This window comes from Pygmaiobacter massiliensis (assembly GCF_900199435.1).
GTDB lineage: Bacteria > Bacillota > Clostridia > Oscillospirales > Ruminococcaceae > Pygmaiobacter > Pygmaiobacter massiliensis.
This window is the reverse complement of sequence record NZ_OAML01000002.1, coordinates 326,909-351,193: the sequence shown is the minus strand read 5'-3', so window position 1 is coordinate 351,193 and position 24,285 is coordinate 326,909. Positions and strand designations below refer to the sequence as shown.

Annotated in this window: 22 protein-coding genes; 11 read left to right on the top strand and 11 right to left on the bottom strand. The window is 46.1% G+C overall.

The annotated features are described in order from the left end of the window. Positions 1-196: 196 nt before the first annotated feature. Positions 197-1,360: a recombinase family protein gene (locus tag C1A11_RS01705; protein WP_341458122.1), complete on the top strand. Its 1,164-nt coding sequence runs from the start codon at positions 197-199 to the stop codon at positions 1,358-1,360. A gap of 98 nt (positions 1,361-1,458) precedes the next feature. Here the strand turns inward: C1A11_RS01705 and rlmD are convergent, their stop codons facing one another. From rlmD to C1A11_RS01690, 3 genes are read right to left on the bottom strand one after another with little or no spacing between them, the layout of a single operon-like run. Continuing rightward, the gene (rlmD, locus tag C1A11_RS01700; protein WP_102048703.1) at positions 1,459-2,817 is read right to left on the bottom strand and encodes a 23S rRNA (uracil(1939)-C(5))-methyltransferase RlmD; all 1,359 of its coding nucleotides are present in this window, start codon (positions 2,815-2,817) and stop codon (positions 1,459-1,461) included. Between the two features lies 1 nt (position 2,818). Then, a complete protein-coding gene (locus C1A11_RS01695) occupies positions 2,819-3,805 on the bottom strand; it encodes a substrate-binding domain-containing protein (protein ID WP_102048702.1) in 987 nt (328 codons plus the stop codon). Between the two features lies 1 nt (position 3,806). After that, complete coding sequence (locus C1A11_RS01690) at positions 3,807-4,673, bottom strand: AraC family transcriptional regulator (RefSeq protein WP_102048701.1); 867 nt, start codon at positions 4,671-4,673, stop codon at positions 3,807-3,809. Positions 4,674-4,933: 260 nt separating this feature from the next. On the opposite strand from C1A11_RS01690, the gene C1A11_RS01685 reads away from it, so the two are divergent. Together C1A11_RS01685 and C1A11_RS01680 are read left to right on the top strand one after the other, a co-directional pair. Further along, entirely contained in the window at positions 4,934-6,232 is a 1,299-nt protein-coding gene (locus C1A11_RS01685; RefSeq protein WP_102048700.1) for a galactokinase, read from the top strand. 227 nt (positions 6,233-6,459) lie between these two features. Beyond that, entirely contained in the window at positions 6,460-7,476 is a 1,017-nt protein-coding gene (locus C1A11_RS01680; RefSeq protein WP_102048699.1) for a hypothetical protein, read from the top strand. Positions 7,477-7,622: 146 nt separating this feature from the next. Here the strand turns inward: C1A11_RS01680 and dhaS are convergent, their stop codons facing one another. The 7 genes from dhaS to C1A11_RS01645 form a co-directional block, all read right to left on the bottom strand. Beyond that, positions 7,623-8,189 (bottom strand): dihydroxyacetone kinase transcriptional activator DhaS, encoded by a 567-nt coding sequence (gene dhaS / locus C1A11_RS01675; RefSeq protein WP_102048698.1) that lies wholly within the window; start codon positions 8,187-8,189, stop codon positions 7,623-7,625. Positions 8,190-8,307: 118 nt separating this feature from the next. Further along, complete coding sequence (locus C1A11_RS01670) at positions 8,308-10,272, bottom strand: FtsX-like permease family protein (protein WP_102048697.1); 1,965 nt, start codon at positions 10,270-10,272, stop codon at positions 8,308-8,310. Further along, positions 10,265-11,032: an ABC transporter ATP-binding protein gene (locus C1A11_RS01665; protein ID WP_102048696.1), complete on the bottom strand. Its 768-nt coding sequence runs from the start codon at positions 11,030-11,032 to the stop codon at positions 10,265-10,267. Before C1A11_RS01665 ends, C1A11_RS01670 begins: the two co-directional genes overlap by 8 nt. A gap of 112 nt (positions 11,033-11,144) precedes the next feature. Next, on the bottom strand, positions 11,145-12,137 hold the full coding sequence (locus C1A11_RS01660) for a sensor histidine kinase (protein WP_102048695.1): 993 nt from the start codon (positions 12,135-12,137) through the stop codon (positions 11,145-11,147). Next, positions 12,134-12,814 (bottom strand): response regulator transcription factor, encoded by a 681-nt coding sequence (locus tag C1A11_RS01655; protein ID WP_102049207.1) that lies wholly within the window; start codon positions 12,812-12,814, stop codon positions 12,134-12,136. The genes C1A11_RS01660 and C1A11_RS01655 overlap by 4 nt, the downstream gene beginning before the upstream one ends. Positions 12,815-13,030: 216 nt before the next feature. Further along, positions 13,031-14,806, bottom strand: coding sequence for an oleate hydratase (locus tag C1A11_RS01650; protein ID WP_102048694.1), 1,776 nt, complete (start codon positions 14,804-14,806; stop codon positions 13,031-13,033). Positions 14,807-14,952: 146 nt separating this feature from the next. Beyond that, entirely contained in the window at positions 14,953-15,516 is a 564-nt protein-coding gene (locus C1A11_RS01645; protein WP_102048693.1) for a TetR/AcrR family transcriptional regulator, read from the bottom strand. A 212-nt stretch (positions 15,517-15,728) separates the two neighbouring features. On the opposite strand from C1A11_RS01645, the gene C1A11_RS01640 reads away from it, so the two are divergent. After that, a complete protein-coding gene (locus C1A11_RS01640; protein WP_242965821.1) occupies positions 15,729-17,471 on the top strand; it encodes a methyl-accepting chemotaxis protein in 1,743 nt (580 codons plus the stop codon). Positions 17,472-17,608: 137 nt separating this feature from the next. On the opposite strand, the gene C1A11_RS01635 is transcribed toward C1A11_RS01640, so the two are convergent. Further along, positions 17,609-17,827, bottom strand: a complete 219-nt coding sequence (locus tag C1A11_RS01635) for a hypothetical protein (RefSeq protein ID WP_242965781.1) — start codon at positions 17,825-17,827, stop codon at positions 17,609-17,611. Between the two features lie 722 nt (positions 17,828-18,549). Here C1A11_RS01635 and C1A11_RS01630 point away from each other — a divergent pair. The 7 genes from C1A11_RS01630 to C1A11_RS01600 all read left to right on the top strand — a co-directional run bounded on the left by C1A11_RS01630 (position 18,550) and on the right by C1A11_RS01600 (position 23,979). After that, positions 18,550-19,233 carry a YveK family protein gene (locus tag C1A11_RS01630; RefSeq protein ID WP_180950205.1) on the top strand — a complete coding sequence of 228 codons (684 nt, stop codon included), beginning with the start codon at positions 18,550-18,552 and terminating at the stop codon, positions 19,231-19,233. A 9-nt stretch (positions 19,234-19,242) separates the two neighbouring features. Next, complete coding sequence (locus C1A11_RS01625) at positions 19,243-19,974, top strand: CpsD/CapB family tyrosine-protein kinase (RefSeq protein ID WP_102048689.1); 732 nt, start codon at positions 19,243-19,245, stop codon at positions 19,972-19,974. Positions 19,975-20,000: 26 nt separating this feature from the next. Beyond that, positions 20,001-20,762, top strand: a complete 762-nt coding sequence (locus C1A11_RS01620; protein ID WP_102048688.1) for a tyrosine-protein phosphatase — start codon at positions 20,001-20,003, stop codon at positions 20,760-20,762. Positions 20,763-20,789: 27 nt separating this feature from the next. Next, a complete protein-coding gene (locus C1A11_RS01615) occupies positions 20,790-21,656 on the top strand; it encodes a M15 family metallopeptidase (protein ID WP_102048687.1) in 867 nt (288 codons plus the stop codon). A 69-nt stretch (positions 21,657-21,725) separates the two neighbouring features. Continuing rightward, positions 21,726-22,322: a hypothetical protein gene (locus C1A11_RS01610; RefSeq protein ID WP_102048686.1), complete on the top strand. Its 597-nt coding sequence runs from the start codon at positions 21,726-21,728 to the stop codon at positions 22,320-22,322. A gap of 122 nt (positions 22,323-22,444) precedes the next feature. Next, positions 22,445-23,116, top strand: a complete 672-nt coding sequence (locus C1A11_RS01605; protein WP_102048685.1) for a class D sortase — start codon at positions 22,445-22,447, stop codon at positions 23,114-23,116. Positions 23,117-23,127: 11 nt separating this feature from the next. Further along, a complete protein-coding gene (locus C1A11_RS01600) occupies positions 23,128-23,979 on the top strand; it encodes a hypothetical protein (protein ID WP_102048684.1) in 852 nt (283 codons plus the stop codon). Positions 23,980-24,285 lie beyond the last annotated feature (306 nt).

Genomic DNA, 24,285 nt, shown 5'->3' with positions numbered 1-24,285 from the left:
CCTCCTGTTATTGTTCACCGCCGTCAGCATTTAAGTGATGCGGATCATACCATATTACTTATTATAAGCAAATGTGTGCTTTTTGCAATCCACTTAAAGCGCAGAGAGCAGGTGATAAGCCCTACACCACCATTTTGACTTAGAAGTCTTGTTGTTATAGCTAAAGCTATTCACACACGCTACTACAAAGCAAGGAATTGACTCATCACAGACAAGCGGTAAACTTTTAATCTCTGTGCTGTCTGCTGTTGCTGAAATAGAGCGTGAAAATATCATTGAGCAGACTATGAACGGACGAAAAGAAAAAGCTCGTCAAGGTGGTTGGAACGGCGGATTTGCCCCCTATGGCTACTACCTCAAAGACAAACAACTATTTATCCAAGAGGAAGAGGCTGAGGCAATACGCATTATCTTTGACAAATATGTAAATAGTAATATGGGATTTAATAAAATCGCCAACTATTTGAATTTGCAGGGTATCCAAAAGGTAAAACGTGATAACGGTACGCTAACGCAATGGAGTACACATTTCGTCAGAATGATAATTGACAATCCTGTATACTATGGAAAAATTGCTTTCGGTAGACGCACAAGAGAAAAGGTCAAAGGCACTAAAAATGAATACCGCCAAGTACAGCAAGATGACTATATTCTTGCAGACGGTCAGCACGATGCTATCATAGATGAGGAACTCTGGGATAAAGCACATGAAAAACGAGAAGTAACAGGTGTAAAATCTCCATCCAAAATAGGTCGGGACAGAGCACATTTGTTAAGCGGCATCTTAAAATGCCCTAAATGTGGCGGACCGATGTACACCAATAAACACGCATGGACAAACAAAGACGGTACTTACAAAGAAATTTATTATTTGTGCAGCAAAGCTCGGACAGCCCGAGGAAAAAGCTGCGACTACAAAGCAATGCTTAAAAAAACCGACATTGAGCCGTTTGTCATTGAAGCAATCAGAGAACTGATTAAAAATGAGGATTTTGCAACTGAAATAAAATCAAAAACAGGAAAACAGATTGACACCTCTACTCTTGACAGAGAGCTGAAAAATTACGAAGGTAAACTTAGAGAAGAAGATTTGAATAAAACTCGCCTTGAAAATGAAATTGACAGCTTGCCGGAGGATACCCGTTTCAGAGAACGCAAGCTCCATGATATGACCCTCCGCCTCGATGGACTGTACGATGTTATTGTTGAGCTTGAAGAAAAAATTGAAGATGTAAAGCTCCGCCGTAAGGCTGTGGAACAAGATGCCATTACCTTAGAGAACATCCACACACTGCTTTCAAACTTTGAAAAGGTGTATGACAAAATCAGCGATGAAGAAAGAAAATCCCTAATTTCTTAGTTAATCAAAGAAATAGAGATTTTCCCATGTGGTGACTCAGAGCTACCTCTGAAGTCAATTTTATTCAATTTTCCTGTGTATAAGGACGGTGGAGATGTTTACAAATTTTTGTGGGACAAAAGTACGCACGTCTCCACATGCCGAGTACGGGGGAAGAGATCGACGGGGCAAACTTCTCCCAAGGTGTAGCCTTCGGCGCAGAGCTTTTTACAGTCGCGGGCGGCGGTAGCGGCGTTGCAACTGACCATAACGATACGCTGCGGAGCCATGCGGAGCACTGCATCCAAGGTAGCGTCATCGCAGCCTTTGCGTGGAGGATCTAAAACAATTACATCTGGGCGTAGGCCATCTGCAGCGAGGTGGGCCGCAGCGGCACCAGCATCTTCGCAGAAAAAATGTGCATTTTCAAAGCCCATCTGTGCCGCGTTTTGGCGCGCACTTTCTACAGCTTCGGGCACGATTTCAACACCGACAAGTTTGCCAATGCCGTCGACCATCGAAAGTCCAATGGTTCCGGTGCCGCAGTAAAGGTCCAACAATACTTCACCGGGGCGCAATGCAGCAAGCGATTTTGCTGTGCGGTAAAGCTGCTCTGCCGCCAGCGTATTCACTTGGTAAAAAGATGCAGGTCCCAGTGTCACAGGCACATCACACAGGGTGTCGGAAATAAAACCGTCCCCGAAAATAGTACGGGAACGACGGCCTAAAATGACGTTGGTGTTATCACGATTGGAATTAATAAGAATCGTTTTAATTGCAGGGAACTGGGCAGTGAGCCGGGACACAAGCTCGGTTTCTTGCCGCAACCCGTTGGCATTGATAACAATGCAGACCATAACTTCGCCAGAGTGGGCGCCGCGGCGAAGATAAAGATGGCGCAAAACACCTTTGCAGCTGGTTTCGTCGTACACATTAACACCATATTCGGTGAACATGGCACAAAGAGCATCTGCAATCTGGTTCAGCTCAGACGGCTGTAATTTGCAGTCCGTACAAGGGATAACACGATGGCTGCGTGAGGCAAAAAATCCATAATGCACAGTGCCGTCATCATCTGCTACCAGCGGGTACTGTACCTTGTTGCGATAGCGGTCCTCTTCGGGCGAAGGCAAGCAAGCCACGGCTTCCAGATCAAAGCCACCCAGTTTGGTGAAAGCATCCTGCACAAACCCTCGTTTTGCTTTGAGCTCAGCGGCGTAATCAATGTGCCGCAATGCGCAGCCGCCGCATTTGCCGAACGCCTCGCAGTCTGCCTCTTGGCGGGCAGGAGCAGAGGCGATAAGGCGGGTAAGAATACCGAAGGCGTAGCTCTTCATCACCTTTACAATGCGCACTTCAGCAACGTCACCGGGTGCAGTAAAGGGGACGAACACAGCCATGCCTTGGTGGCGGCCGATCCCGCTGCCGTCACTCGACAGCCCGGTGATTTCTAGCTGAATAGAATCGTTTTTTGTCATGTTACTCCTCTGATACAGCCGCAGTGCTGGTGTCTACCGCATCGGGTGCGGGTGCCAGCAGAATGCAGTCTGTAATAATGCTGTTGCCGGAAAGATAAACTGAAAGTCCGTCCGTAATCGGCTTCTTTTCAGACGCATTGGATGCAAATGCGGCAATCATCTGCACAGCGGTATCTGTATGATAGGCGGCGGAATTGAGCAGTGCACCGGAGCTTAAAAGCTCTTGTGTTTTTCCATTTTCGCCAAACGTCGCAAGGGGCACACTGATGCCGGATTCTGTAATAGCCCTTGCCGCACCCGCGGCTAATTCCGGCGTTGCAGCAAGCAGCAGCTCTACAGAATTGCCTTGCTGCGCGAGCATTTGCTGTACTTGGATATAGGCAGTTTCTTCATCGCGTGCAGACTGTAAAAACGCCAGCTCGTTGCTGAAAATGCCGTGGTTTTCGAAAATTCGCAGGGTAGCAAGGCCTCGCTTGTCCAGTTCGGAATCAAGATCCAACGCTGCAAATTGCAGCAAACGGTCTGCGTTTTTGTCAGGAATACGGCCTGCCCTATAATCCTCTACCAGAGCTTCGCCTAAAAGCTCACCCTGCTTTTCAATATTCGCGCCTATGTACCATGCCTTATCATACAGCGCCGATAAAGAGGCGGAGGGCGCTGTGCCATAAAAGACAACGGGAATACCTTTGGGTTGCAGCAAATTAATCACGGAAGTCGCTTCGTTTGGCGAAGCGAGACCCACAACAAAGAGCCCACAGCCTTCGGAAAGTGCTTGTTCTACCGCCGTTTCTAAAGAATTAGCGCGCTCGTAGGTGCTCACTGCCAATTGGCGGTCTGAAAGTGCCTGGGTTAGTTTTTCTGCCGGGGGAAGAGGATACTCCGAGAGAGGGGGCGCAGGGATAAGGGCAACCTGCCGGGCATCGGTGCGCATGCCGCAACCGCTAAGCACAAGGCAAGCAAGTAAAAATAAAACAAAAAGTTTCTTCATGTTACTTTGTTTCGGTGCTGCCGGGTGTGGCAGTAGCCTCCTTGCTGGCAAGATAACGGCTGGGGGGAACCCCCTTACTTTTCTTAAATACGCGAGAAAAGTAGAACTGATCAAAAAAGCCAACCGAAGTAGCAATTTCTGCAATCGAGAATTGGCCGCACTGCAAAAGATGGCAGGCCTCGTTGACACGATAGTTGGTGAGGTAATCAATGGGGGATTCACCAATATTGCTCATGAAAACGCGGTATAGATGGCTGCGGGAAACGCCGACTGCTTTTGCGATATCGTCTATTGTGATTTCGTGAGAATAGTTGAACTGAATAAATTTGATGGCGTTTACCACATAAATGCTGCTGCTGGTTTGCTGAGGGCGACCGCTGACAGCGTCGTTTTCTTTCATCAGCTCTGCAATGAAAATATAGAGATAACCGACCATCAGCGCCTCGCTGAAGTTTTCGGGGCCGCGTGACAAAAAGATATTAAAGATGGATTTTTTAATGGTTTCGGGATTTTTACAAGTGTGGACAGGCGCATCGTTTTTAAACGGAAGCTGCAGCACAAGCTTGTTGGCGGCAGAACCGTTGAAGCCCACCCAGTAGTATTCCCACGGGTCTTCATTATCAGCGGTATAGGTAATCAGCTGCGAGGGTTTTGCCAAAAAAACATCGCCGCTTTTTACATGGTAGGTCACACCGCTGACAACATAAGTGCCGCGGCCGCTTGCCACATAATGAATGAGATAATGATCCCGAACACCGGGACCCCACGAATAGCCCTTTTCACAGCTCTGCAGACCGCAGTTGTAAATTGAAAGCTCAATGTTATCTACTTGAGATTGCTTGAAACTTTGTTTATATACGTTCGGCACGGTTCATTCACTCCTGTTTCATCGTTCAGACTGGAAATGGCAGACAGATGCACATTTGTTATTAGTTTAACAGATAATTCAACAAATGTCCATGTTTTAAAACGAAAAAAGTTGTTTACGGTTGTAAAACCTTTTGCTATAATCGAAACAAGAAGACAAAGCAATCAAAGCAAGCAAAAAACAGGCAGTTTGCCCGTTTTCGGTTCGATAACAACGTCGGTCAAAACCGGCATATCTTTGGAAAGGCAGGTCTTAGTTCCATGTTTACTACCGGGGAGCTGATTGAAAGAATTAGAGGCGGTCATTTTGACGCGGCCTTTGCGTCACTGTATTGTGCCGACGCCCAGGGCGTTGCAAAGCAGCGTGCGCGTTATATTGCCGCCGTAGAGGCGTTTGCAGAGCTGTACGGCAGTGCCCGCGAGGTTGCTGTTTATTCTGCACCGGGCCGTACCGAAATTGGCGGTAACCACACCGACCACAACAACGGCATTGTTATGGCAGCTGCGGTTAATCTGGATATTATCGCTGTCGTTTCTCAAAATGAGGAGAATGTTATTCGTGTAAAGTCGAAAGGCTTTTCTGCCGCCGACACGGTGGATTTGGCAGATCTTGCAGTGCACGGCAACGAGCAGGGCAGAAGCTCTAGTCTCATCCGCGGCGTTGCTGCGCGCATAAAAGAACTTGGCGGCCAGATTGGCGGGTTTGATGCTTATACCACCAGCGATGTGCTGCGTGGCAGTGGGCTGTCCAGCTCGGCAGCGTTTGAAGTTGGCATCGGGGCAGTGCTCAATGGCGAGTACAACAACTTTCGCTTTACGCCGGTTGAGATTGCACAAATCAGCCAATATGCTGAAAATGTTTATTTCGGCAAGCCCAGTGGCCTGATGGATCAGACTGCAAGCAGTGTTGGCAGTGCAATTACGATTGATTTTAAAGACCCGCAGCACCCGGTAGTGGAAGAGGTTGCCTTTGATCTTTCCACCTATGGGCTGTCGCTGTGCATTACCGACACCAAAGGCAGCCATGCAGACCTTACCGATGACTACGCTGCGATTCGCAGCGAGATGGAGTCGGTTGCTGCTTTCTTTGGCAAAAAGGTGCTGCGAGAAGTAGAGGAAGCAGAGTTCTTTGCAAACATTGCAACAGTACGCGCAAAAACCGGTGACCGTGCTGTGCTGCGTGCTATCCACTTTTTTGCAGATTGCCACCGCGCTGAAGCGCTGCGTGACGCAGTGCGCGCAGGGGATATTGCCCGTTTCGAAAAATTGATTATCGATGGTGGTCATTCCTCGTTTGAGTATAACCAAAATGCCTACAGTATTAAGCACCCAACAGAGCAGGGGGTGGCGCTGGGCGTAGCGCTAAGCCAGCATGTACTGGGCGATACCGGCGCATGGCGGTTGCAGGGAGGCGGCTTTGCAGGCACAATTCAAGCATTTGTGCCACAGGAAAAACTGTCGCAGTATATTAGCACTATGGAGCAGACCTTTGGTGCAGACAGCTGCTATGTGCTTTCGGTACGCAATTACGGTGCAGTAAAGGTAGAAGAAACTCTGTAACCTGCTGCATATAATAGAAGAAAAGATGATCAAAAACAGGCCGTTTCACTTGGTGGCGGGCCTGTTTTTGTTTGTGCAAAAAAGGAATCTATCTGTTTTTTAGACAAATATACTTTTTGTCTATATGAGAGGGCATTGGCTGCCGTTATACTGAATAAGGAATAGTAGGGTGAGCTGCACCATTCAGCTGAAAAGCTCTGCTGTCGGCGAGAATTTGGAGGAACGAAATGGATTTTCAACACAGAATGAAGCGCACTGCGGTAGGCACAATTGTGCAGCGCAGCATCGCTGATTTAAAAACCGATCCCAAGCGGGCGTTGCGCCGTCTGGCGGACCTGGGGCAGATGACTTTTCAAGGCGAAAACCAGCAGCTATTTGTAGATTGCGTGCAAAAAGCCATCGAGGCACCCAATAGCCCTTATTATGAATTGTTGCTGCGGGTTGCCCAAGATGCCAACCCGGAAACGCTGCGTATGCTTAGCATGAACCTGGGGTACACCTCGTTCACCTATGGTGTGCGGCAGGTTCGCGCACAGCAAGAGGTGCTTCGCCGACATCTTCCGCCGTTTATTTTGTTCGATTTGCAGAAAAATGCAGAAGATAATATACTGGCGAAGATGCCGGGCTTGATAGATGAAGCGAGAGAGCTTGGTGTGTTTTCTTTCGCGCTGGATTTGCGGCACGACTTTGGCGAGCTGAACCAGATTTTACAGTTTGCCCGCAAATATACCGAGTCCACTTTTTTGCTGAATATGCCCGCATCGTTAATCACTGAGGGCACAGCGCAGGCATTGGGGCAAATGCGAAACTGCATGCTGGCACTCAAAGCCGATTCTGATGATATGGAATCCGCTGCTGCGTTACTGCGGAAAAATGCCTGCGTTTATGGCGCAAGCCTGCGGGTGTCGGCAGAAACAGCAACGGTAGTGCAAACCAATGCAATGCTGCACCAGCTAGGCCAAGCGGGTTGTATGTATACGCTGCTGATTCCGCAAAATCTCACACCGTCGCAGTTGTCGGCGATGGCACAGTTTGTAGATGCTGCTCGTGAAGATGCGCAGCTCAATACGTTCCCGGTTAACTGGCAAATAGATACCGCATACCTTGCAGATGCATTTTCGCCCGGCAGCGACTTTCTCATTTGGCGGCGGGGCGGGACCATCTCACTCGGCCATCTTGAAATGAGCGTGCCAGCCCCCGCTACACTGCGACAGGCTATTTTGACCATTATGCCCGCAGTATAAGGAAATAAGATTTAGCAAAGACTTGCAAAAAACAAGGCGTCAACGCTTTTTACAGCGTTGACGCCTTGTTTTCATATGAAAGCAAATAAATTTCGTAGCATACAAAAACGCGAGTTCCGAAAATGGATAGCAGAAAAGGAATCGTGCTATTCTTTTGTGCTGTATTTGTCGAGCTCGTGCAGCATGTTGCCGTCTACCAGTGCAGTAATGCGGCCAACGTACTCTACTGGGTCTTCTTTCATGCCGTGTTGGGCCCACTGCATCACAAGTGCCACAAAGGCAAGCGAGTAGAAGTTTGCGATAAAATCAAGGTCTCGCTGATCTACCTTGCGTTCGCCGCAAAGCTCGTCCAGCAAAGAAAGAATAAGATCATATAAAAAGTCAGTCAGATATTCCTGAAAGCTGTTTTGGCCTGGGGTAGACAATGCATTTATGTAAAACTTTTTATTTTCCTGCATGTAAAGACAAAGGTCACACATTCCATCTGCCCAATGTGCCTTGTCTGAAAAACTGGTCATATAGGGAATCGTTTCAGAAGAGTAAATCCAGTTGACCAGGTCGTATTTATCTTTAAAGTGATAATAAAAGGTTTGCCGGTTGATATCGCAGTGGCTGGTAATGTCACCCACCGAGATTTTGGCAAGAGGCTTTTTTTGCATCAGCTCTTTTAAGCTGTCGCCAAGCACGCGCTTTGTCAGGGCCGAATCTGCCATAATTGCTCCCTCCCGCAAGTGTTGTGCTTATATTTTAGCTTATTTTGTAAGCTTTTTCAAGAAAAAAGGAAAGGGTCTGCGCCGATACAGGCACAGACCCTTTGGTGAAAGATAGCAGCTAAGCTTGCACAATGCGGTAATAAGTGCGAGAGGTAAGGCGGTATACAACGAGGTAGAGTGCCGAGAAACAAAGCACAGAGCCTGCCGTGCAGCCTAAAAATAGTGGAGTATTGGCCATATTAAAAGCCATTAACAGTTTAAGCAAAACCGGGAAAGCAACCGAAATGTGCAGCACTGCCGTAAGCAGCGGCAAAAAGAATACCAGAAGCACCTGCTTGCTGATGGTAGAACGCACCTCGGCATCAGAAAGGCCAACGTTTTTCATAATGCGGAAACGGTCATGGTCGTCAAAACCTTCTGTGATTTGCTTATAGTAAATGATAAGCACTGCGCAGATGAGGAATAGTGCGACAAAAAAGATGCCTACAAAAAGCAGTGTGCCGTAAAGCTGGTAGAACTCGTTGCGTGCTCCGTTAACATCCTGCACCCGGCTAAGGGTGGGTACCTTTGCAGCGAAGTCGCTGTACATTGTGTCGTAATAATCAGCTGAAACTGCTTTGCCGCCTGCGGTGTCGTATTGATAGTGGTAGAACAATACACGGGCATCGTCATCGGACAGGTTGGCGTTAATCTCTCCAAGCTGTGTTTGCAGTGCTTCAAAAGAGGGCAGCACGACAACGAGTGCCTTCATTTTATCAGCAGCGCCAATGAAAGCGGGCAAATCCACCTCTTGCGCGATGCGGTAGTCATGGCCAGCGATCGAAAGGGTAGTGCCCTGTAACGGTTCACCATATACAGCGGCCAGAACTTCATCTTTGCCCAGTGTTTGAGTAGAACCGGTGTTTCTATTGTAATCTTCGAGGGTCGTCAGATACACCTGATAGGTAGAATTGTCAAAATAGGTCTGTACTTTAAACGAATCGCCGCTGCGCACACCAGGGCAGAAAATGCGGTAAAAGCCAGTGGGGTTTTCAAGAGAAAGCCCATACGCCTTGGCGTGGTCTTCGGCGGCTTCGCGCAGCTTATCGCCATCTGCGGGGGTGTTGGCAACGCAGCTTGCCGCAACATCGCGTGGGTACATGCTGCGCAGAATATCTTCTTCGCCAATAAAAAGGCAAACCGTAGAAGAGAGTGTAACCAGTACGCAGGTGGAGAGGATACAGATATTTGCAAGCCCCACAGCGTTTTGTTTCATCCGGTAAATCATACCCGAAACAGAGATAAAGTTTTTGGGCCGGTAATAGAAATTTTTATTTTTGCGCAGCAGCTTCAGCAGTGCGATGCTGCCGGCAATAAAAAGCGAGTAGGTGCCGGCGATGACAAGCAGCACCGCCGGGAAAAATGCCATAAGGGCCTCAGAGCCGGTTTTTACTGTCAATGCAAGTGTATAACCGGCGCCCAGTGTAACAAGGCCAATCAGCGCAACCAGCCAGCGCGCCTTGGGCTCGCGCTCGCCCTCTTTGCCGCTGCGCATCAGCGCAATTGGGTCGGTGCGGCGCAGCGAGAGAACATCGTATAAAAGCACGAGGGCAAACCCAGCGGCAAAAAGCAAAAAGGTGACGCCAACACCGCCCAGGGGAATCGTAAAGGAAAGCCGGGTAGGCAGTTTGACAATATACATTAATAATAGAAAGAAAAACTGGCTGAACACCGCACCGCAAACAATGCCGGCGACGATGCAAAAGAGCCCGGTAAGCATCACTTCCCACATCATTACCCGTGCGATGTGGCGCTTTTCCATGCCTAAAATGCTGTAAAGACCAAATTCGTGTTTGCGACGGCGCATTACAAAACAGTTGATATAAAACAAAATGACCAGCGACATAATGCCGCAAATTACTGTACAAAGCCCCAACATAAAAGCCATGGTAGAGCTGTCGCTTTTGGCCACCATGGTGGTGACGGAAATGAGACAGTAAAACAGCATAACAATCAAGGTAGCCGCGATGTGGTAGGGGGTATAGATGTTTCGGTTTTTGCTAATGTTGGTTTTCGCAAGGCGCAGATAAAAACGGCTATTCAACGCTGTTCCCCCCTGTCGTCAAAACAGTCAGCGTTTCCGAAATTTTTTGGAACATTTCGGCACTGGTGTGCTCGCCGCGGTATAGCTGATGGAAAACCACGCCGTCCTTGATAAAGAGCACGCGCCCTGCATGGCTGGCTGCCCGCGTGGAGTGGGTTACCATTACAATTGTCTGACCAGCTTTGTTGATTTCTTCAAAAACGTGCAACAGGCTTTCGGTGGCTTTCGAATCGAGCGCGCCGGTGGGTTCATCTGCCAGTACCAGTTGCGGGTGAGTAATCAGTGCACGGGCCACCGCCACGCGCTGCTTTTGCCCGCCGGATATTTCATACGGGTATTTGTCCAACAGGTCCGCAATGCCAAGCTGTTTTGCAATCGGCTCCAGCCGCGCCGCCATTTCAGTATGATTCTTTTGTGCCAGCACAAGGGGCAGATAAATATTATCCCGCAACGAGAACGTATCCAGCAGGTTAAAATCCTGAAATACAAAGCCGAGGTTGTCGCGCCGGTAAGCGGCCATCTTTGCTTCAGGAATGGCACTTGTCGGGGTGCCAGCCAGCAAAACTTCGCCCCCGGTAGGCCGATCCAGTGCTGCCAGAATATTCAGCAGTGTGGTTTTGCCAGAGCCGGATTCGCCCATCACAGCGACATATTCGCCGGGTTCTACGGTAAAATTCACATCTTTTAACGCTTCCACAGGGTTGTTGCCAAACCGGGTGGTGTAAATTTTTTTGAGATGCTTGACTTCTAATAAAGGCATAACAGAAATCTCCTTTGTTTTGTTTCTGACTCTATTATAAAAGGCGGTTAACAGCGAAGCCATCGAACCGCCTTACAATTTGTGTGGCAAACCTTACAGTTTTGTAAGGAGACTATTCTGTTTCCAGTTTTTTGCGTCCCAGGTCCAGCGTCACACGGGTGCCCTTGCCCAAAACAGAAGTAATGGTAAAAGAGTGCCCAAGCATCGCCATTACCTGTTTACAAAGTGCGAGCCCGATGCCGGTAGAATGCTCCTCCAGCCTGCCGTTGCAGCCGGTGTAGCCCTGCTCGCATACACGTGGTAAATCTTCTGGCCGGATGCCGATGCCGGTATCTTCTACAACTAAAAGATGTGGGGCATCTGCGGATTGATAAATCGAAATGGTGCCGCGAGCAGTATATTTTGCGGCATTGGTCAAAAGCTGCTCCAGCACAAAAATCAGCCATTTTTCATCGGTCAGCACTGTGCCATGCAGCTCAGCCAAATCAAGCGAAAGCTTTTTATGGATTATGAGGGTTGAAACCCCCATAACTGCTTTGTGCACAAGCGTATTTAGTGGATACTCTTGCAAAACCAAGTCCTTGGTCGACATTTTTAATCGCTGATAGCCCAGCACCATCTCGACGTACTGTTCGGTCTTAAACAGTTCCTGGAGAAGGGCGTCGGTGTCGGGCTCCGGCTCTTGCAGCAAAAGCCGCATGGCGGCCAGAGGGGTTTTGATTTGGTGCGACCAGAGTGTGTAGTATTCGTTGGTGGCAGAAAGCTGTGCTGTATGGGCGGTTTCGGCAGCCTGTGCACGCTGAGAAAGCTGGCGAATCACGGCCAGCAAAGCCTCTTCGGTGGGGGAAGGGGAGGAAGGCACCACATTGGGCAGTGCTACAAGCTGATTTTGCATGACGGCATAATAACGAAGTTTCTTTGCGAAAGAGAAAAAGTCTGCAATGCAAAAAAGCACGCAGACAAGGCTAAGCAGCAGCGCGGTATACTGTGCCGGGCCAAACGGCAGGCCATACAACCCGTAAACTGCAAATAGTAAAAAAAGCAGCAGCAAATAGAGCAAAAAGAATTTTGCCCGCAGCCTAAAATAATTGAAAATCATCTTCATGTGGGAACCTCCACCCAATAGCCGATCCCTTTTTTGGTGCGGATAAAATCGCCAAGGTTCAGTTCTTCGAGCTTGCGCCGCAGCCGGGTAACATTTACGGTAAGCGTATTGTCATCCACAAAGCTTTCGCTTTCCCAAAGGCTGCGAATAATCGCCTCTCGCGAAACAATGTTGCCTTGTGCTTCCATCAGCCGCTGCAAAATGCGAAATTCATTTTTGGTCAGCTCTAGTTTTTCGCTGTTGCGGCAAAGGGTGCAGTCTCCAAGGTTGAGAGAAACGTCCCCCAAGGTCAGCAAAGAGGTGTCAGCGCCAAAGGCATAGGTGCGGCGTAAAATGGCCTGTATCTTTGCCGTTACTACATCTAAATGGAAGGGCTTTGCGATGAAATCGTCTGCACCCAAATTCAGGGCCATCACCAGGTTCATATCGTCCCCAGCAGAAGAAATAAAAAGCACTGGCGTTTTACTGGTTTTACGGATTTCGGTACACCAGTGGTAGCCATTATATAAGGGTAGTGAAAGATCCATCAATACCAAATGAGGCTCGAAAGTCTCGAACTGCTCTAATACAGCGGAAAAATCCTGCACCGTTTCTACCGCATAACCCCAGCTGGTAAGTCGTCGGGTCAGCACTGCGGTAATTGCTGCGTCGTCTTCCACAATCAAAATTTTATACATATCAAAACGCCCCTTTTTGGTATTATCTCGCGCAATAAGCGAAAAAGCAAGCTGCACTTGCGTTACCCTCCGCGCTACACTTTTCTCAATGCTCCACTATTAAAACGATTCTAAATGGAAAATATTTCAAGAAAAAACGAAAAGCATGGCCTCGATAAAGAAGCCATGCTTTTTTATTTTTGAGAAACGCAGAGTTGAAAAAGGGAAACGATTAGGTTAAATCAGGTTGTGCTCTTTCAGCAACTTTTCAATATCTGTTCCTTGGATTTTTTTAAGAATTTCTTTCAGTGCAATTTTTTCTTTAAAACCAAGTTCCATATCAGTTATTTTTTTGCCATCGCGCAGCTGTACGGTAGAGTTCAGCAGGTCGCGCACATCATAAACGCTGCCCCAAACTTCGGGCACACCCCGGTCAATGTCCAGCAGGGTGTAAACTGCCTCCATACCGGTGCGGATGGAGTATTCTGTGGTGAAGATGGTGTCTCGCACAGTTTCTGCAAACTGGCCAACAAAAGCAAAGTTTACACTGCCCTCGGGCACCACGGCAGGCCGGTCGCCGGCAGCGCGCGGCATAAAGAAAGCAGTGATATACGGCATCATGCAGGGAATCGTATTTGCGCTGTGCTCTGCAAGGTCCTCAATCTGGTCCTCGGGCACGCCCATATGATAAAGCCACTCCATGCAGATTTCTTTACCAGTGCACTCGCGCATCGTCTTTTTTACAAAGTTGCCCGGTTTATCGCTAAATAGACCGTAAATCCAACCGACAAGCTGCCCTTTGGGCTGGCTGCGGAACTGAGGCTGGCGGTTAAATGTCCAGCTAAGCAGCCAGTTCGAGTCTTTAGCAGTAACAATGCCGCCAGTGACGACCTTACCGGAGAACGGGTCGCGCTGACAAATCTTCTGCACATAAGGAGGAATGCGGTTGTCGAGGGTAGTGACGGTGGCGCTCATCCAGTTGCTCTTTTCGGGGTCGTGGCAGAATTTATCGGGATGGCCAAATGCGGGATCCTGTGCCGCGATTTTGCGCCACATATCCCAGCCACCACCCTCTTTGATTTCCGAATGGAAGGGGGCAGGGGCGTTCTGGCTGCCGAGGCTGGAGTTTTCTACACAGCCGCCGTTGGTGATAAAGATAAGGTCATCTTCGGTTAAATCAATGGATTCTTCTTTACCCTCATGGAGCACGATGACTCGTTTCGCAACTTTCTTTTCCGGCTGAATGTCGAATTCCACATTGACAACTTTGGTATTGTAGTGGAACTGCACGCCATAAGACTCAAGATACTTAATCATCGGCAGAATCATGGATTCGTACTGATTGTATTTGGTGAAACGGAGTGCGGTAAAGTCCGGCAAACCGCCAACATGGTGGATAAAGCGTTTGATATATAGCTTCATCTCAAGAGCGCTGTGCCAGTTTTCAAACGCAAACATGGTGCGCCAATACAGCCAGAAGTTGGAATCCAGAACTTCAGCATCAAAAAGCTCGTCGATGCGTTTGTCGTACAGGTCTTCATCCGGCGTAAAGAAAAGCTGCATAATTTCCATTGCACCTTTGTCCGAAAGACCGAATTTTTTATCTGTGTGGGCATCTTGGCCGCGGTTGATGGTAGCGCGCATCAAAGAGGAGTTCGGGTCTTTTTTATTCAGCCAATAGTATTCATCCAGCACACTAACACCCTCGGTTTCAATAGAGGGGACAGAGCGGAACAAATCCCACATGCACTCAAAGTGGTTATCCATTTCACGGCCGCCGCGCATGACATAGCCGAGGTTTTCGTATAAAAAACCATCGCAAGCACCGCCGGGGATGGGGCCTTTTTCTAAGATGTGTACGCGTTCGCCCTTCATCTGGCCGTCACGGACGAGAAAGCAGGCGGCAGCAAGAGCTGCAAGGCCAGAGCCGACAATGTATGCAGATTTGTGATCTACGCCTTCGGGTTTCACCGGGCGTGCAAATGCTTCATAGTTACCACTGGAATAGTACATAGTTAATACCTCCGTTTATTTGGTTTGGTGTATGCCTTTATTCTAGCTTTTCACACAACAAAAACAATAAACAGAAAAGCCGCTGTGTAGAAAAATCTATCACAGCGGCCGATATGTAAAAAATTTTATCATTCGGGCAAATTTGTCTAATTTTTATCGGTACGGTAGTTGCCCAGAGCACGCGTTACATCCCCGTGAATGAGCATTGCCAGGCGGTCGATAATCTTTTGCGGGTCTTCACGCATGCCGCCTTTAATCCAGTCCAGCATAATGCCGACAAAGGCCCATTTGTAAAAATCAGCAATAAACTTTTTATCCTCTTCCCGCACCGTCATGCCCGCAGCTTTTTCTTCTACCACGCCAATCAGCAAGTCATAGGTTACTTTATGCAGGTAAAGCTCCACCTGCTCGCGGCTGACAGAATGGTAAACGTTCATGATAAAAGGCTTATTCTCAACCACGGCTTCAAAGATTTGCAGAAAGCCCTGTTGCCAGGTGGCATAAGTTTTTTTGCCGGCAAGGGCTTTGGCGGCATCCTCTGCACAGGACCATTCCACTAAATCATAAATATCTTTAAAGTGATAGTAAAAGGTCATACGGCTGATACCGCAGTCCTCTGTAATATCAGCAATGGTGATTTTATCTAAGGGCTTTTGTAAAAGAAGCGTTTTTAAAGAAGCTTCTAAGGCGCGTTTGGTGGTTTGCGACAATGGCGTCACCCCATCTCTTTTTTCTTATTATATCAAAATACTGAAAAAGGAAAAGCAAAACTCGAAAAGAGAAACGAACAAATTGATTTTATATATAAATTTATAGATAAAAATAAAAAATATTTGAAATATATACAAAAATATTTCATCTTAATGTCGAAAAGTGTATAATAATTAAAAATATAGAATACAGGTGACAAATTGTGAAACATATGAAAGTGCGCAGTAAACTGGTTCTTGGTTTTGGTTTAATTTTAATTTTATTCTCTTTGGCAACTTGGATGTCTTCTGGTGCAATGAGCACCATGAACAAAATGATAGGGCAATTTGATGAGGATGCTTATCAAGTAATGGAGCGTGTAGACGAGGTTAAATACAATGTAGAGGCATCTTCTGCAATTACAGCACAAATGGTGTTAGCTGTAACACAGAAGGATGTGGATGCGTTGTATGCCGAATATCAAGCGCACACCCAAAACCTTGCCAATGACCTGACCTATCTCTTGGAAAATTACCCCGAGTATCAAAATCAAGTTAAAATCTTCCGAGGCTTAACTAGCTCTTCTGATGAGCTCAGTCGGCGCATTTACTCCTTGTCGCTAACGGATAAAGAGACCGCGCAGCGCCTTTACAAAAACGAGCTGTTGCCAGCTGCGCAAAAAGCCTCCGAAGCACTGGGGACGATTGACGAAGCAGTACAGCAGCAAAAGACGGCGTTGCTGCAAAACAGTGTTACACGCACAAAATACACGCAAACGATTATTTTACTGGTTACAGCTGCTTCTTTTGGGGTAGCAATCGTAATGGGTCTAGCGATTATTCGGATGATTACTAAGCCACTACACGAAATTGAAAAGGCCGCGCATAGTATGGCAGAAGGCGATTTGAATGTCGAAATTACCTATCAATCACGCGATGAGATTGGCAGCCTTGCAGAAAATATGCGCGAAATGACGCGAGGATACCACTCGCTGATTAATGATATCAGCTATATGGTAGAGGCGATGTCTAAAGGTGACTTTTGTGTTAACACACAGGATGAGACAGCATATAAAGGTGATTTTGCGCCTATTTTAAAGTCTCTAGATATATTGCGGGATAACCTTAGTGAAACCTTGCAGCAGATTAACGAAAGTGCTGACCAGGTTTCAGGCGGTGCAGAACAAATAGCAAGCGGTGCCCAGGTCTTGTCCCAAAGTTCTACCGAACAGGCAAATAGCGTAGAAGAACTGGTTGCCTCTTTACAGGGGATGAACAACAGTATTCACGAAGTTGTAGCGCATGTAACAGAAGGTCAGGAAAATCTGCGACGTACCAATCAGCAAGTAGACACCGGACACGAGCAAATGCAGGTAATGCAAAAAGCCATGACTGAAATCAATGCTTCATCAAATAATATACAAAAAATCATCAAAGATATCGACGACATCGCGTTTCAGACCAACATTCTGGCACTGAATGCCGCAGTAGAAGCAGCTCGCGCAGGAACAGCAGGCAAAGGATTTGCTGTTGTCGCCGATGAAGTGAGGAATCTGGCGCAGAAATCCGCCGAAAGCGCAAAAACTACTGCCCAGCTGATAGAGCAGTCAATTCAGGCCGTGCAAAAGGGCCAAACAATTACAGGCGAGATTGCTCAGACCATAGATAATATGGCCGCGGAAGCCAAAAACAGCCTGACATTAATGGAGCAAATTTCAATGGCATCCACAGAACAGGCAGATGCTGTAGATCAAGTGCTACAGGGAGCAGAACAAATCTCTGCTGTGGTACAAACCAATTCTGCAACCGCAGAGGAAAGTGCAGCATCAAGCGAAGAACTTTCAGGACAGGCCAATATACTCAAAGAGCTGGTTAAAAAGTTCCGTCTTTCTAATGAACAGGAATACCTAGAGGAAGCCGACGAAGAAGACAAGCTCGACCGCTGTAACGCAGAATATGCAATGGCAAAATATTAAAAGTAACATAGGCATGGCGCTTGTTAGAGGTTAATAAGGAGCAAATGCAATTTAGAAAACAAAAGAACCCCGGGCGCCAACTGTTTGTGGCACCCGGGGTTCTTATTTGCTCAATTAATATAAAATTATTGTTTGACCTAAGGATCTATATCGCCCACGGTGCCATCACCTTTTAGTTCGTGATACACTTTTTGGCTAGGGGCTTCTGTGCCAGGGATGATAGGACGCACATGAGCCTTGCCATGCTTTGCTTTACCTTGAATTTCTGGAACGGGAGCTACATCGTTGCGAGGATGGGTGTGCGTCCAGTCCGGACGTGCCATGCCTTGTTTCGCCATATTTATCACCTCTGCCATAAGTTTTCCCCTAAGCTATGCAAATATGCCTAAAAGAAAATAACTGTATTTAGTACGCAAAAGTTGGGTGAAAAATGCTGATGTTAGACGAATAAGCTTTAATTTAAAATTCAAATTGTGTATACAATCAAGTAAATTGCCAAAACAGAAAAGCCCTTATATTTGGCTTAAACAAGAGAAATATAAGGGCTTTTCTTGGAGCTACTGACCTGATTCGAACAGGCGACCTGCCCATTACGAGAAAGATAGTCTATCATAGGAAGAATGAGCTGTATTGAGGATTTGTGGGTGCCAATAATCATTTCGTATTACAATGTTATTACAATGCAAGTTTATTGTATGATTTTTTAGACTATCATTTAACAATATTATAACATATTTCAATTAGTAAAAATAGGGCAGAGACGAGAGCTTAATCTCAACGCTGCCCTATTTGTATTTATGGCTACTTTAAAATACGTGATATATAACGAACAGACTACTCTCTCAAAGTAAATTTGTTGTTTTTTAGCCGATTTTGCATTTCTTCAACTTACTATAACATATCGATTAAAATGATACTAAATCCATTGGGAACAAAAATTAGGCCATTGGGAACATTTTCTTTGACCTAATCACGAAAAAAGAAATATTATAGAAATATATGGCATTTACTATTTTTATGCTAAATTTTGGAATAAAAAGCACTTTTAGAGGATATTGAAAAAAGAGGAGAGTTTTGTTTGCAAGAGCGTGAATATGAACAAGAAATTGATTTGAGAGAAGTGTTTCTTTTACTCAAGCATAACCTGATTGCGATCGTTGCCACCACGTTAGTGTCTGCCATTGTAGGGCTAATGATTACAATGTTTCTGATCACGCCTCAATATGAGGCGAGTGCCACAATGATTGTAAATACTCGGCAAGATCAATCCGCCACTGTAACAAATGATCAGATTACATCAGCTAAAAATTTGGTTTCTACATACAGCATTATCGTCCGCAGCGATACTGTTTTAATGCCAGTCATCAACAATCTCAAACTTTCAGAAACATATGAAGAACTTTCTAAAAAAGTAGTGGTTTCAGCCGTAGATGCTACACAGGTCATGAGAATTTCTTACCAGAATCCGGATCCGCAATATGCCAAAACGGTTGTGCAGGAGATTACGAAAGTGGCGCCCGGAGTTATTCAGGATATGGTGGAGGCCGGTTCCGTAAAGGTGATCTCTGAAGCGCGGGTAGGCACAGAGCCGGTTTCTCCGAGCATCAAAAAGAACACGGCCATTGCCGGAATATTAGGCATGGCTTTAATTGTTGCTGTTGTGTTGATAAAAGAGCTGTTTAACAACACATTTAAAACCAGTGAAGATATTCAAAGCCGATTGGGCCTTACAGTCTTGGGTGTCATCCCTGAAATTGACTAAGGAGAAGCCATGAAATTAGGAAAGAAAAAGCAAAAAGCGAAAAAAGAAAATCGTTCCTTGCACATTATTTCTGCTGCTGCACCATTTCAGTATGTAGAAGCTTATAAATCCCTACGCACTAATTTGAATTTTATGACGGTTAACGGGGACTACAAAAAAATCGTCGTCACTAGCTCTATCCCGGAAGAAGGAAAGAGCAATGTAGCGATTAACCTTGCCGTTACCCTTGGCGAAACGGACAAACGAGTATTGCTGGTAGACTGCGATTTGAGAAAACCTATTTTGCACCGCTACCTCAAAATCAACCGGCGCTCTCAAGGGTTGACCTCTGTGCTCAGCGGAGAGGCAACTTTGGAAGAAAGCGTTGTTTCCTTTAGCGATTTAAAAATAGAGGTGCTTGTAGCTGGCGCCGTGCCCCCGAACCCCGCAGAAATTCTTGGCAGCAAGAAGATGGAAGCGCTAATCAGCGAAATGGAGAAAACCTACGATTATATCATCTTCGATGCACCGCCGGTATCGGTGGTTACCGACGCAGCGGTGCTCGGACGTCTGACTGATGGTGCGGTATTGGTGATTCGCCATAAGTACGTTACCATTGAATCCGTCAAGCTTGCGAAACAAAACCTGGAAAGCGTGGGCGTGAATATCATCGGCAGCGTTCTCAATCGGTTTGATTTTAAGGGCGTTGCCAAAGATAACGGCTACTACTATTCGTACGAATATAACTATCAACACGTTTAACCTGCAATCAGGAAAGGAGAACGAGCTTGCTTATCGCAGACTTACACTCTCATATTTTGCCGGGCATAGATGACGGAGCAAAAGATGTCACGATGGCCAGAGCACTGCTGGCACGCCAGTATAATGACGGCGTCAGCCGCGTCGCTTTCACACCACATTTTCGATGTGAAGACCAGACGCTGGAAGAATTTTTGCAAAAGCGCGAGGAAGCATTTGAGCTTCTCATGCAGGAAAAGACAACAGAAATGGTGGCGCTCGAATATAGAATGGGAGCAGAAGTCTATTTTTCTCCTGCCGTTGCTACGCTGGATTTTGGAAAGCTGTGCCTTCAGGATACGCCTTACCTTTTAGTAGAGCTTCCGGTTACGCATTTCCCGGCATGGGTAAAGGATGTTTTTTATCAATTGCAGCTCAAAGGTATTGTGCCAATTCTGGCACATGTAGAACGATATCCTTACATCATGAAAAATCCTCATTTGCTTTACGAACTGGTTTCCGCTGGGGCCCTTGCACAAATCAATGCAAGCAGTTTACTTCACAATAAAAAAAGAAAAAAGATCATCAGAAAAATGATCAATTGGAATTTAGTGCACGTGATTGCTAGTGATGCCCACTCGCTAGAGAGAAGGCCACCCCAGATGAAAAAAGGAATAGAGGAGCTGTCTGGTATGGTACGAGCCGAACGGGTATCTACGTTGCTATGCAATGCGGTTAAAATCTTTTCAAAAGAAGATTTTACTCCGGAAGAACCACACGAACCAAAACGTCTGCTTAACTATTGGGTTTAATTATTAAACCTGCTAAGGAGCTAGAGCATGTCTATTGAGATGAAATATTTTGAGGATGGCGCAGAAAAGCCAGAACCTAAAGTGGAAACTGAGCTGCCAACTTCAAACACAGCGCATCTTTCAAGAAAGATGGATAAGCTTATCCGAACACTGGCGGTCGTTTTTATCACCTTAATAGCAATAACGATACTGCTGTTGGTGATTTTTTATTTTACGCAACGTGAACCTGCTAAGGAAGTTGCTGCGCCCAGCATTGTGAGCACAGCAATGGCGCAAGAGGTTGCTCCGTCAACTCCTGCACCTACACCCGCTCCCACTCCAGATCCTATCCCAAGAGAAGAATGGTATTTAAAACTGGTGAATCGTGCCAATCCTTTGCCAGAAGGCTTTGATGTGCAAACGGTTGCAATCGATACAGCAGGATATTACTTAGATGCCCGGGCAGCTGACGATTTTGCGGCACTGCTTGATGCGGCAACTGCGGATGGTATGAAGCTGAAAATTGCTTCAGCATACCGTTCTTATGAAAAGCAACAACAACTTTATAATGCAAAAGTCCGAGAATTGTCTTCAGAAATGTCAGCAGAACAAGCGGCAGAGGAAGCACAAACTCTGGTAGCAAAGCCCGGTGAAAGTGAACACAATTTGGGCTTGGCATTAGATATCGTAGCAACCTACAACCAACGCATGGAAGAAGATTACGAACAAACGCCAGAATGCCAGTGGCTTGCCAGAGAGGCTTGGAAATATGGTTTTATCTTGCGCTATCCCAAAGATAAGCAGGATGTGACCGGCGTAATTTATGAGCCCTGGCATTATCGCTATGTGGGCGGAGAGCAGGCAAAGCTTATTTACGAGAGCGGCCTCTGCCTGGAAGAGTATTTGAGCGCATAGCCTCAAATTGATATAACCGGTTTGTATGAACCGTTTATATAAAATTTGGTGGAAAGGAGGATATTTAAGATGAAAAAATTAATTTCCGTTGCACTGGTTTTGGTTTTGGCACTCGCATTAAGTGTATCCGCATTTGCAGCAACCAACTATAGCCGTGACCAGCTGACTGGGATGATCAATGGCAATAACATTGCTACTGCTTCTCAGAAAGCTTTGGCACTGCAGGTTGTTAACGAAATGACCGATGCGCAGATTGCTGCTGTAGATGCTGATATCATCAAAGCACAGGCAGAAGGCGTACGGACTAAAGTAAATGCTGGCACCTTGAGCGCTGCAGATGTTGATGCTGCTATCAATGCCATCAATGCTGCCTTGGGTTCGGATGTCAAAGTTGCTTTGTCTGACCTGGCTATTGATACTGCAAAAGGCACTGTAACCGCAAAAGCTACTGCTACCGTTGGTGGCAAAGCTGTTGTTACAAATGCAAGCGTTGCAGGCGATTGGAAGGTCAACAGCGGTTCCACCACCACTACCCCGGTTACCACTGGAGTTATTAAATCCACTGGTTCCAACCTTCAGACAGCTGCAACTGTAGTTGCACTTGCTGTTGTGGGCGTTCTGGGCGTGGCTACTGTAAAAGCCCGTAAACTTGAGATGGGTGCGTAAAAGCTCCACTTAAGTTGCTTCTAAAAGAAGCAGAGAGAGGCCTCGGGGTCTCTCTCCTTACGAATAGAAACCGTCACAAAAATCGTGACGTTTAAATAAAGCGAAAAGAAGGGATTGAGTGCATGTTGGATAAAACACAAAAAACAACAGTAGCGCAGTATGTTTTTATCCCCATCCTATTTCTCGCAATTACATTGACTCTTTTATTTTTCACGGCAAAGCCAGTGGTAGAACCATATTTGAGTTTAGCGAATTATTTGTTTGTGGATTTACCACATGCCCAGCCAGCAGATTTGTTTTCAGACCTCTCTCAGAATATTGCGAAAAACGGAAAAGTCTCTCGCAGCGCCTTTGAATATCCCGACAAAGGTGACCTTTATGGACAAATTACAATTGAGGGTACCTCAGTAGACGCTCCTTTGTATTACGGCGACAGCAATCGAGAGCTCAACCGCGGCGTAGGCACCTACGCAGACGACGCAGGTGTGGGTATCCCGGGAGATCATAAAACAGTGCTTCTTGCAGGCCATTGCAGCACCTTTTTTAATGGGTTGCAGGATGTACAGATTGGGGACATTGTAAGCGTGCGTACTCATTATGGAGAATACACTTATCGTGTCCAAGATATGGGGATTAAAGATTATCGAGACCCCACAGCGTATGATTTTTCAAAGACGGAAGAAAACTTAATTTTATATACTTGCTACCCCTTTACAGCTCTGGGTTTTGTAAAAGAGAGATATTTTATTTACGGCGAATACGCAAGTGGACCAATGATTGATTACGAGAGTTAGGAAGAAAATTCATGAATAAAACAAAAGCAAAAAATAGGCTTTCTCTTTTTCTTTCTTATTTTTTATCACTGATGCTGACACTTTTAATGTGTAGTGCAGTGGTAGGTATGACATTATGCAATTCTAGTTTTTGCAAAACGCAAATTTTAAAAAGCGGATTTTCTCAAGTGGTATGCACCGAGCTGAAAGAAAACTATGAAAGCTATGGTGCGGCCGGTGGATTTGATAAGCAGGTAATGACCAGTTTCATCTCTGAGGGGCAAATTCAAACCGATATGTTTGCAGCGGTAGATTCCCTTTATCGGGGAGAGCGAGAGTTGCTGCAACACCCCGAGATAAAAGATGCTGCTTTGAAAACTTTTGAAACTGACCTGAAAAAGCGAAATATCACCGTAACTGAAAATATAAAAGAAGGACTGAATCAACTGGCAGATGGTTGCCGGCTGGATTATGAAAGCTATGTCAGCGTCATGATGTCAGGCTATATCGCACCCCTGGTTCCCAAGGTTAACCGCTTAGCAATCGCTTCTCTTGCATTTTTTAGCGTGGCATCGATATTTACAGTTTTGCTTTTATTTAAAACCGAGCGTGATTGGGAAAAAAGAATTTCTGATATTGTTTATGCGCTTATAGCAACAGCCGCATTTTGTTTTTTGCTTGTATTGGCAGGAAAGATGTTTTTTCCAATTGAGCGAATCAATGTGTCGCCGAAGTCAGCCTATGTGTTTTTAGTTCAATATGTTGCAAGTGTGTTTCAAGCTGTGTTGTATTTTGGAATCATAAATACAATTTTGGCAGCGGCGTTCATCATTACGACCAAGACCAAAAGATTTCAGAAGTATTACTCACAGAGAAACTTCTGAAAGCCTCACGCAGATAATGAATCAATCAGTAATGTAGCGTTGTATAAAATTCACACGAATGAACTTTAAAACTTTAAAATGTGCTAAAAGGCGATAAAGATAAAATAAAGAAACCGCAATCCACATGATAATGTGGTGTTTCGTCGGCTTAAGTCATACTAACTCTCGAGTTTCTCTGCTTTAATATTTCGGCAAATGCGAGCGACTGTGTCGCAAAGCACAAAATGGATTTCGACTATTTATCGTGACCAATCCAATGGCGAGAAACGCAAACGAGAAAGTACGACTTAAGCCCATGCCTAATAA

Coding starts and splice junctions, on each gene's coding strand:
- rlmD (WP_102048703.1), bottom strand. CDS start 2,817: ATGACAAAAAACGATTCTATTCAGCTAGAAATCACCGGGCTGTCGAGT.
- C1A11_RS01695 (WP_102048702.1), bottom strand. CDS start 3,805: ATGAAGAAACTTTTTGTTTTATTTTTACTTGCTTGCCTTGTGCTTAGC.
- C1A11_RS01685 (WP_102048700.1), top strand. CDS start 4,934: ATGTTTACTACCGGGGAGCTGATTGAAAGAATTAGAGGCGGTCATTTT.
- C1A11_RS01680 (WP_102048699.1), top strand. CDS start 6,460: ATGGATTTTCAACACAGAATGAAGCGCACTGCGGTAGGCACAATTGTG.
- dhaS (WP_102048698.1), bottom strand. CDS start 8,189: ATGGCAGATTCGGCCCTGACAAAGCGCGTGCTTGGCGACAGCTTAAAA.
- C1A11_RS01665 (WP_102048696.1), bottom strand. CDS start 11,032: ATGCCTTTATTAGAAGTCAAGCATCTCAAAAAAATTTACACCACCCGG.
- C1A11_RS01660 (WP_102048695.1), bottom strand. CDS start 12,137: ATGAAGATGATTTTCAATTATTTTAGGCTGCGGGCAAAATTCTTTTTG.
- C1A11_RS01655 (WP_102049207.1), bottom strand. CDS start 12,814: ATGTATAAAATTTTGATTGTGGAAGACGACGCAGCAATTACCGCAGTG.
- C1A11_RS01650 (WP_102048694.1), bottom strand. CDS start 14,806: ATGTACTATTCCAGTGGTAACTATGAAGCATTTGCACGCCCGGTGAAA.
- C1A11_RS01640 (WP_242965821.1), top strand. CDS start 15,729: ATGAAAGTGCGCAGTAAACTGGTTCTTGGTTTTGGTTTAATTTTAATT.
- C1A11_RS01635 (WP_242965781.1), bottom strand. CDS start 17,827: ATGGCAGAGGTGATAAATATGGCGAAACAAGGCATGGCACGTCCGGAC.
- C1A11_RS01625 (WP_102048689.1), top strand. CDS start 19,243: ATGAAATTAGGAAAGAAAAAGCAAAAAGCGAAAAAAGAAAATCGTTCC.
- C1A11_RS01615 (WP_102048687.1), top strand. CDS start 20,790: ATGTCTATTGAGATGAAATATTTTGAGGATGGCGCAGAAAAGCCAGAA.
- C1A11_RS01610 (WP_102048686.1), top strand. CDS start 21,726: ATGAAAAAATTAATTTCCGTTGCACTGGTTTTGGTTTTGGCACTCGCA.
- C1A11_RS01605 (WP_102048685.1), top strand. CDS start 22,445: ATGTTGGATAAAACACAAAAAACAACAGTAGCGCAGTATGTTTTTATC.
- C1A11_RS01600 (WP_102048684.1), top strand. CDS start 23,128: ATGAATAAAACAAAAGCAAAAAATAGGCTTTCTCTTTTTCTTTCTTAT.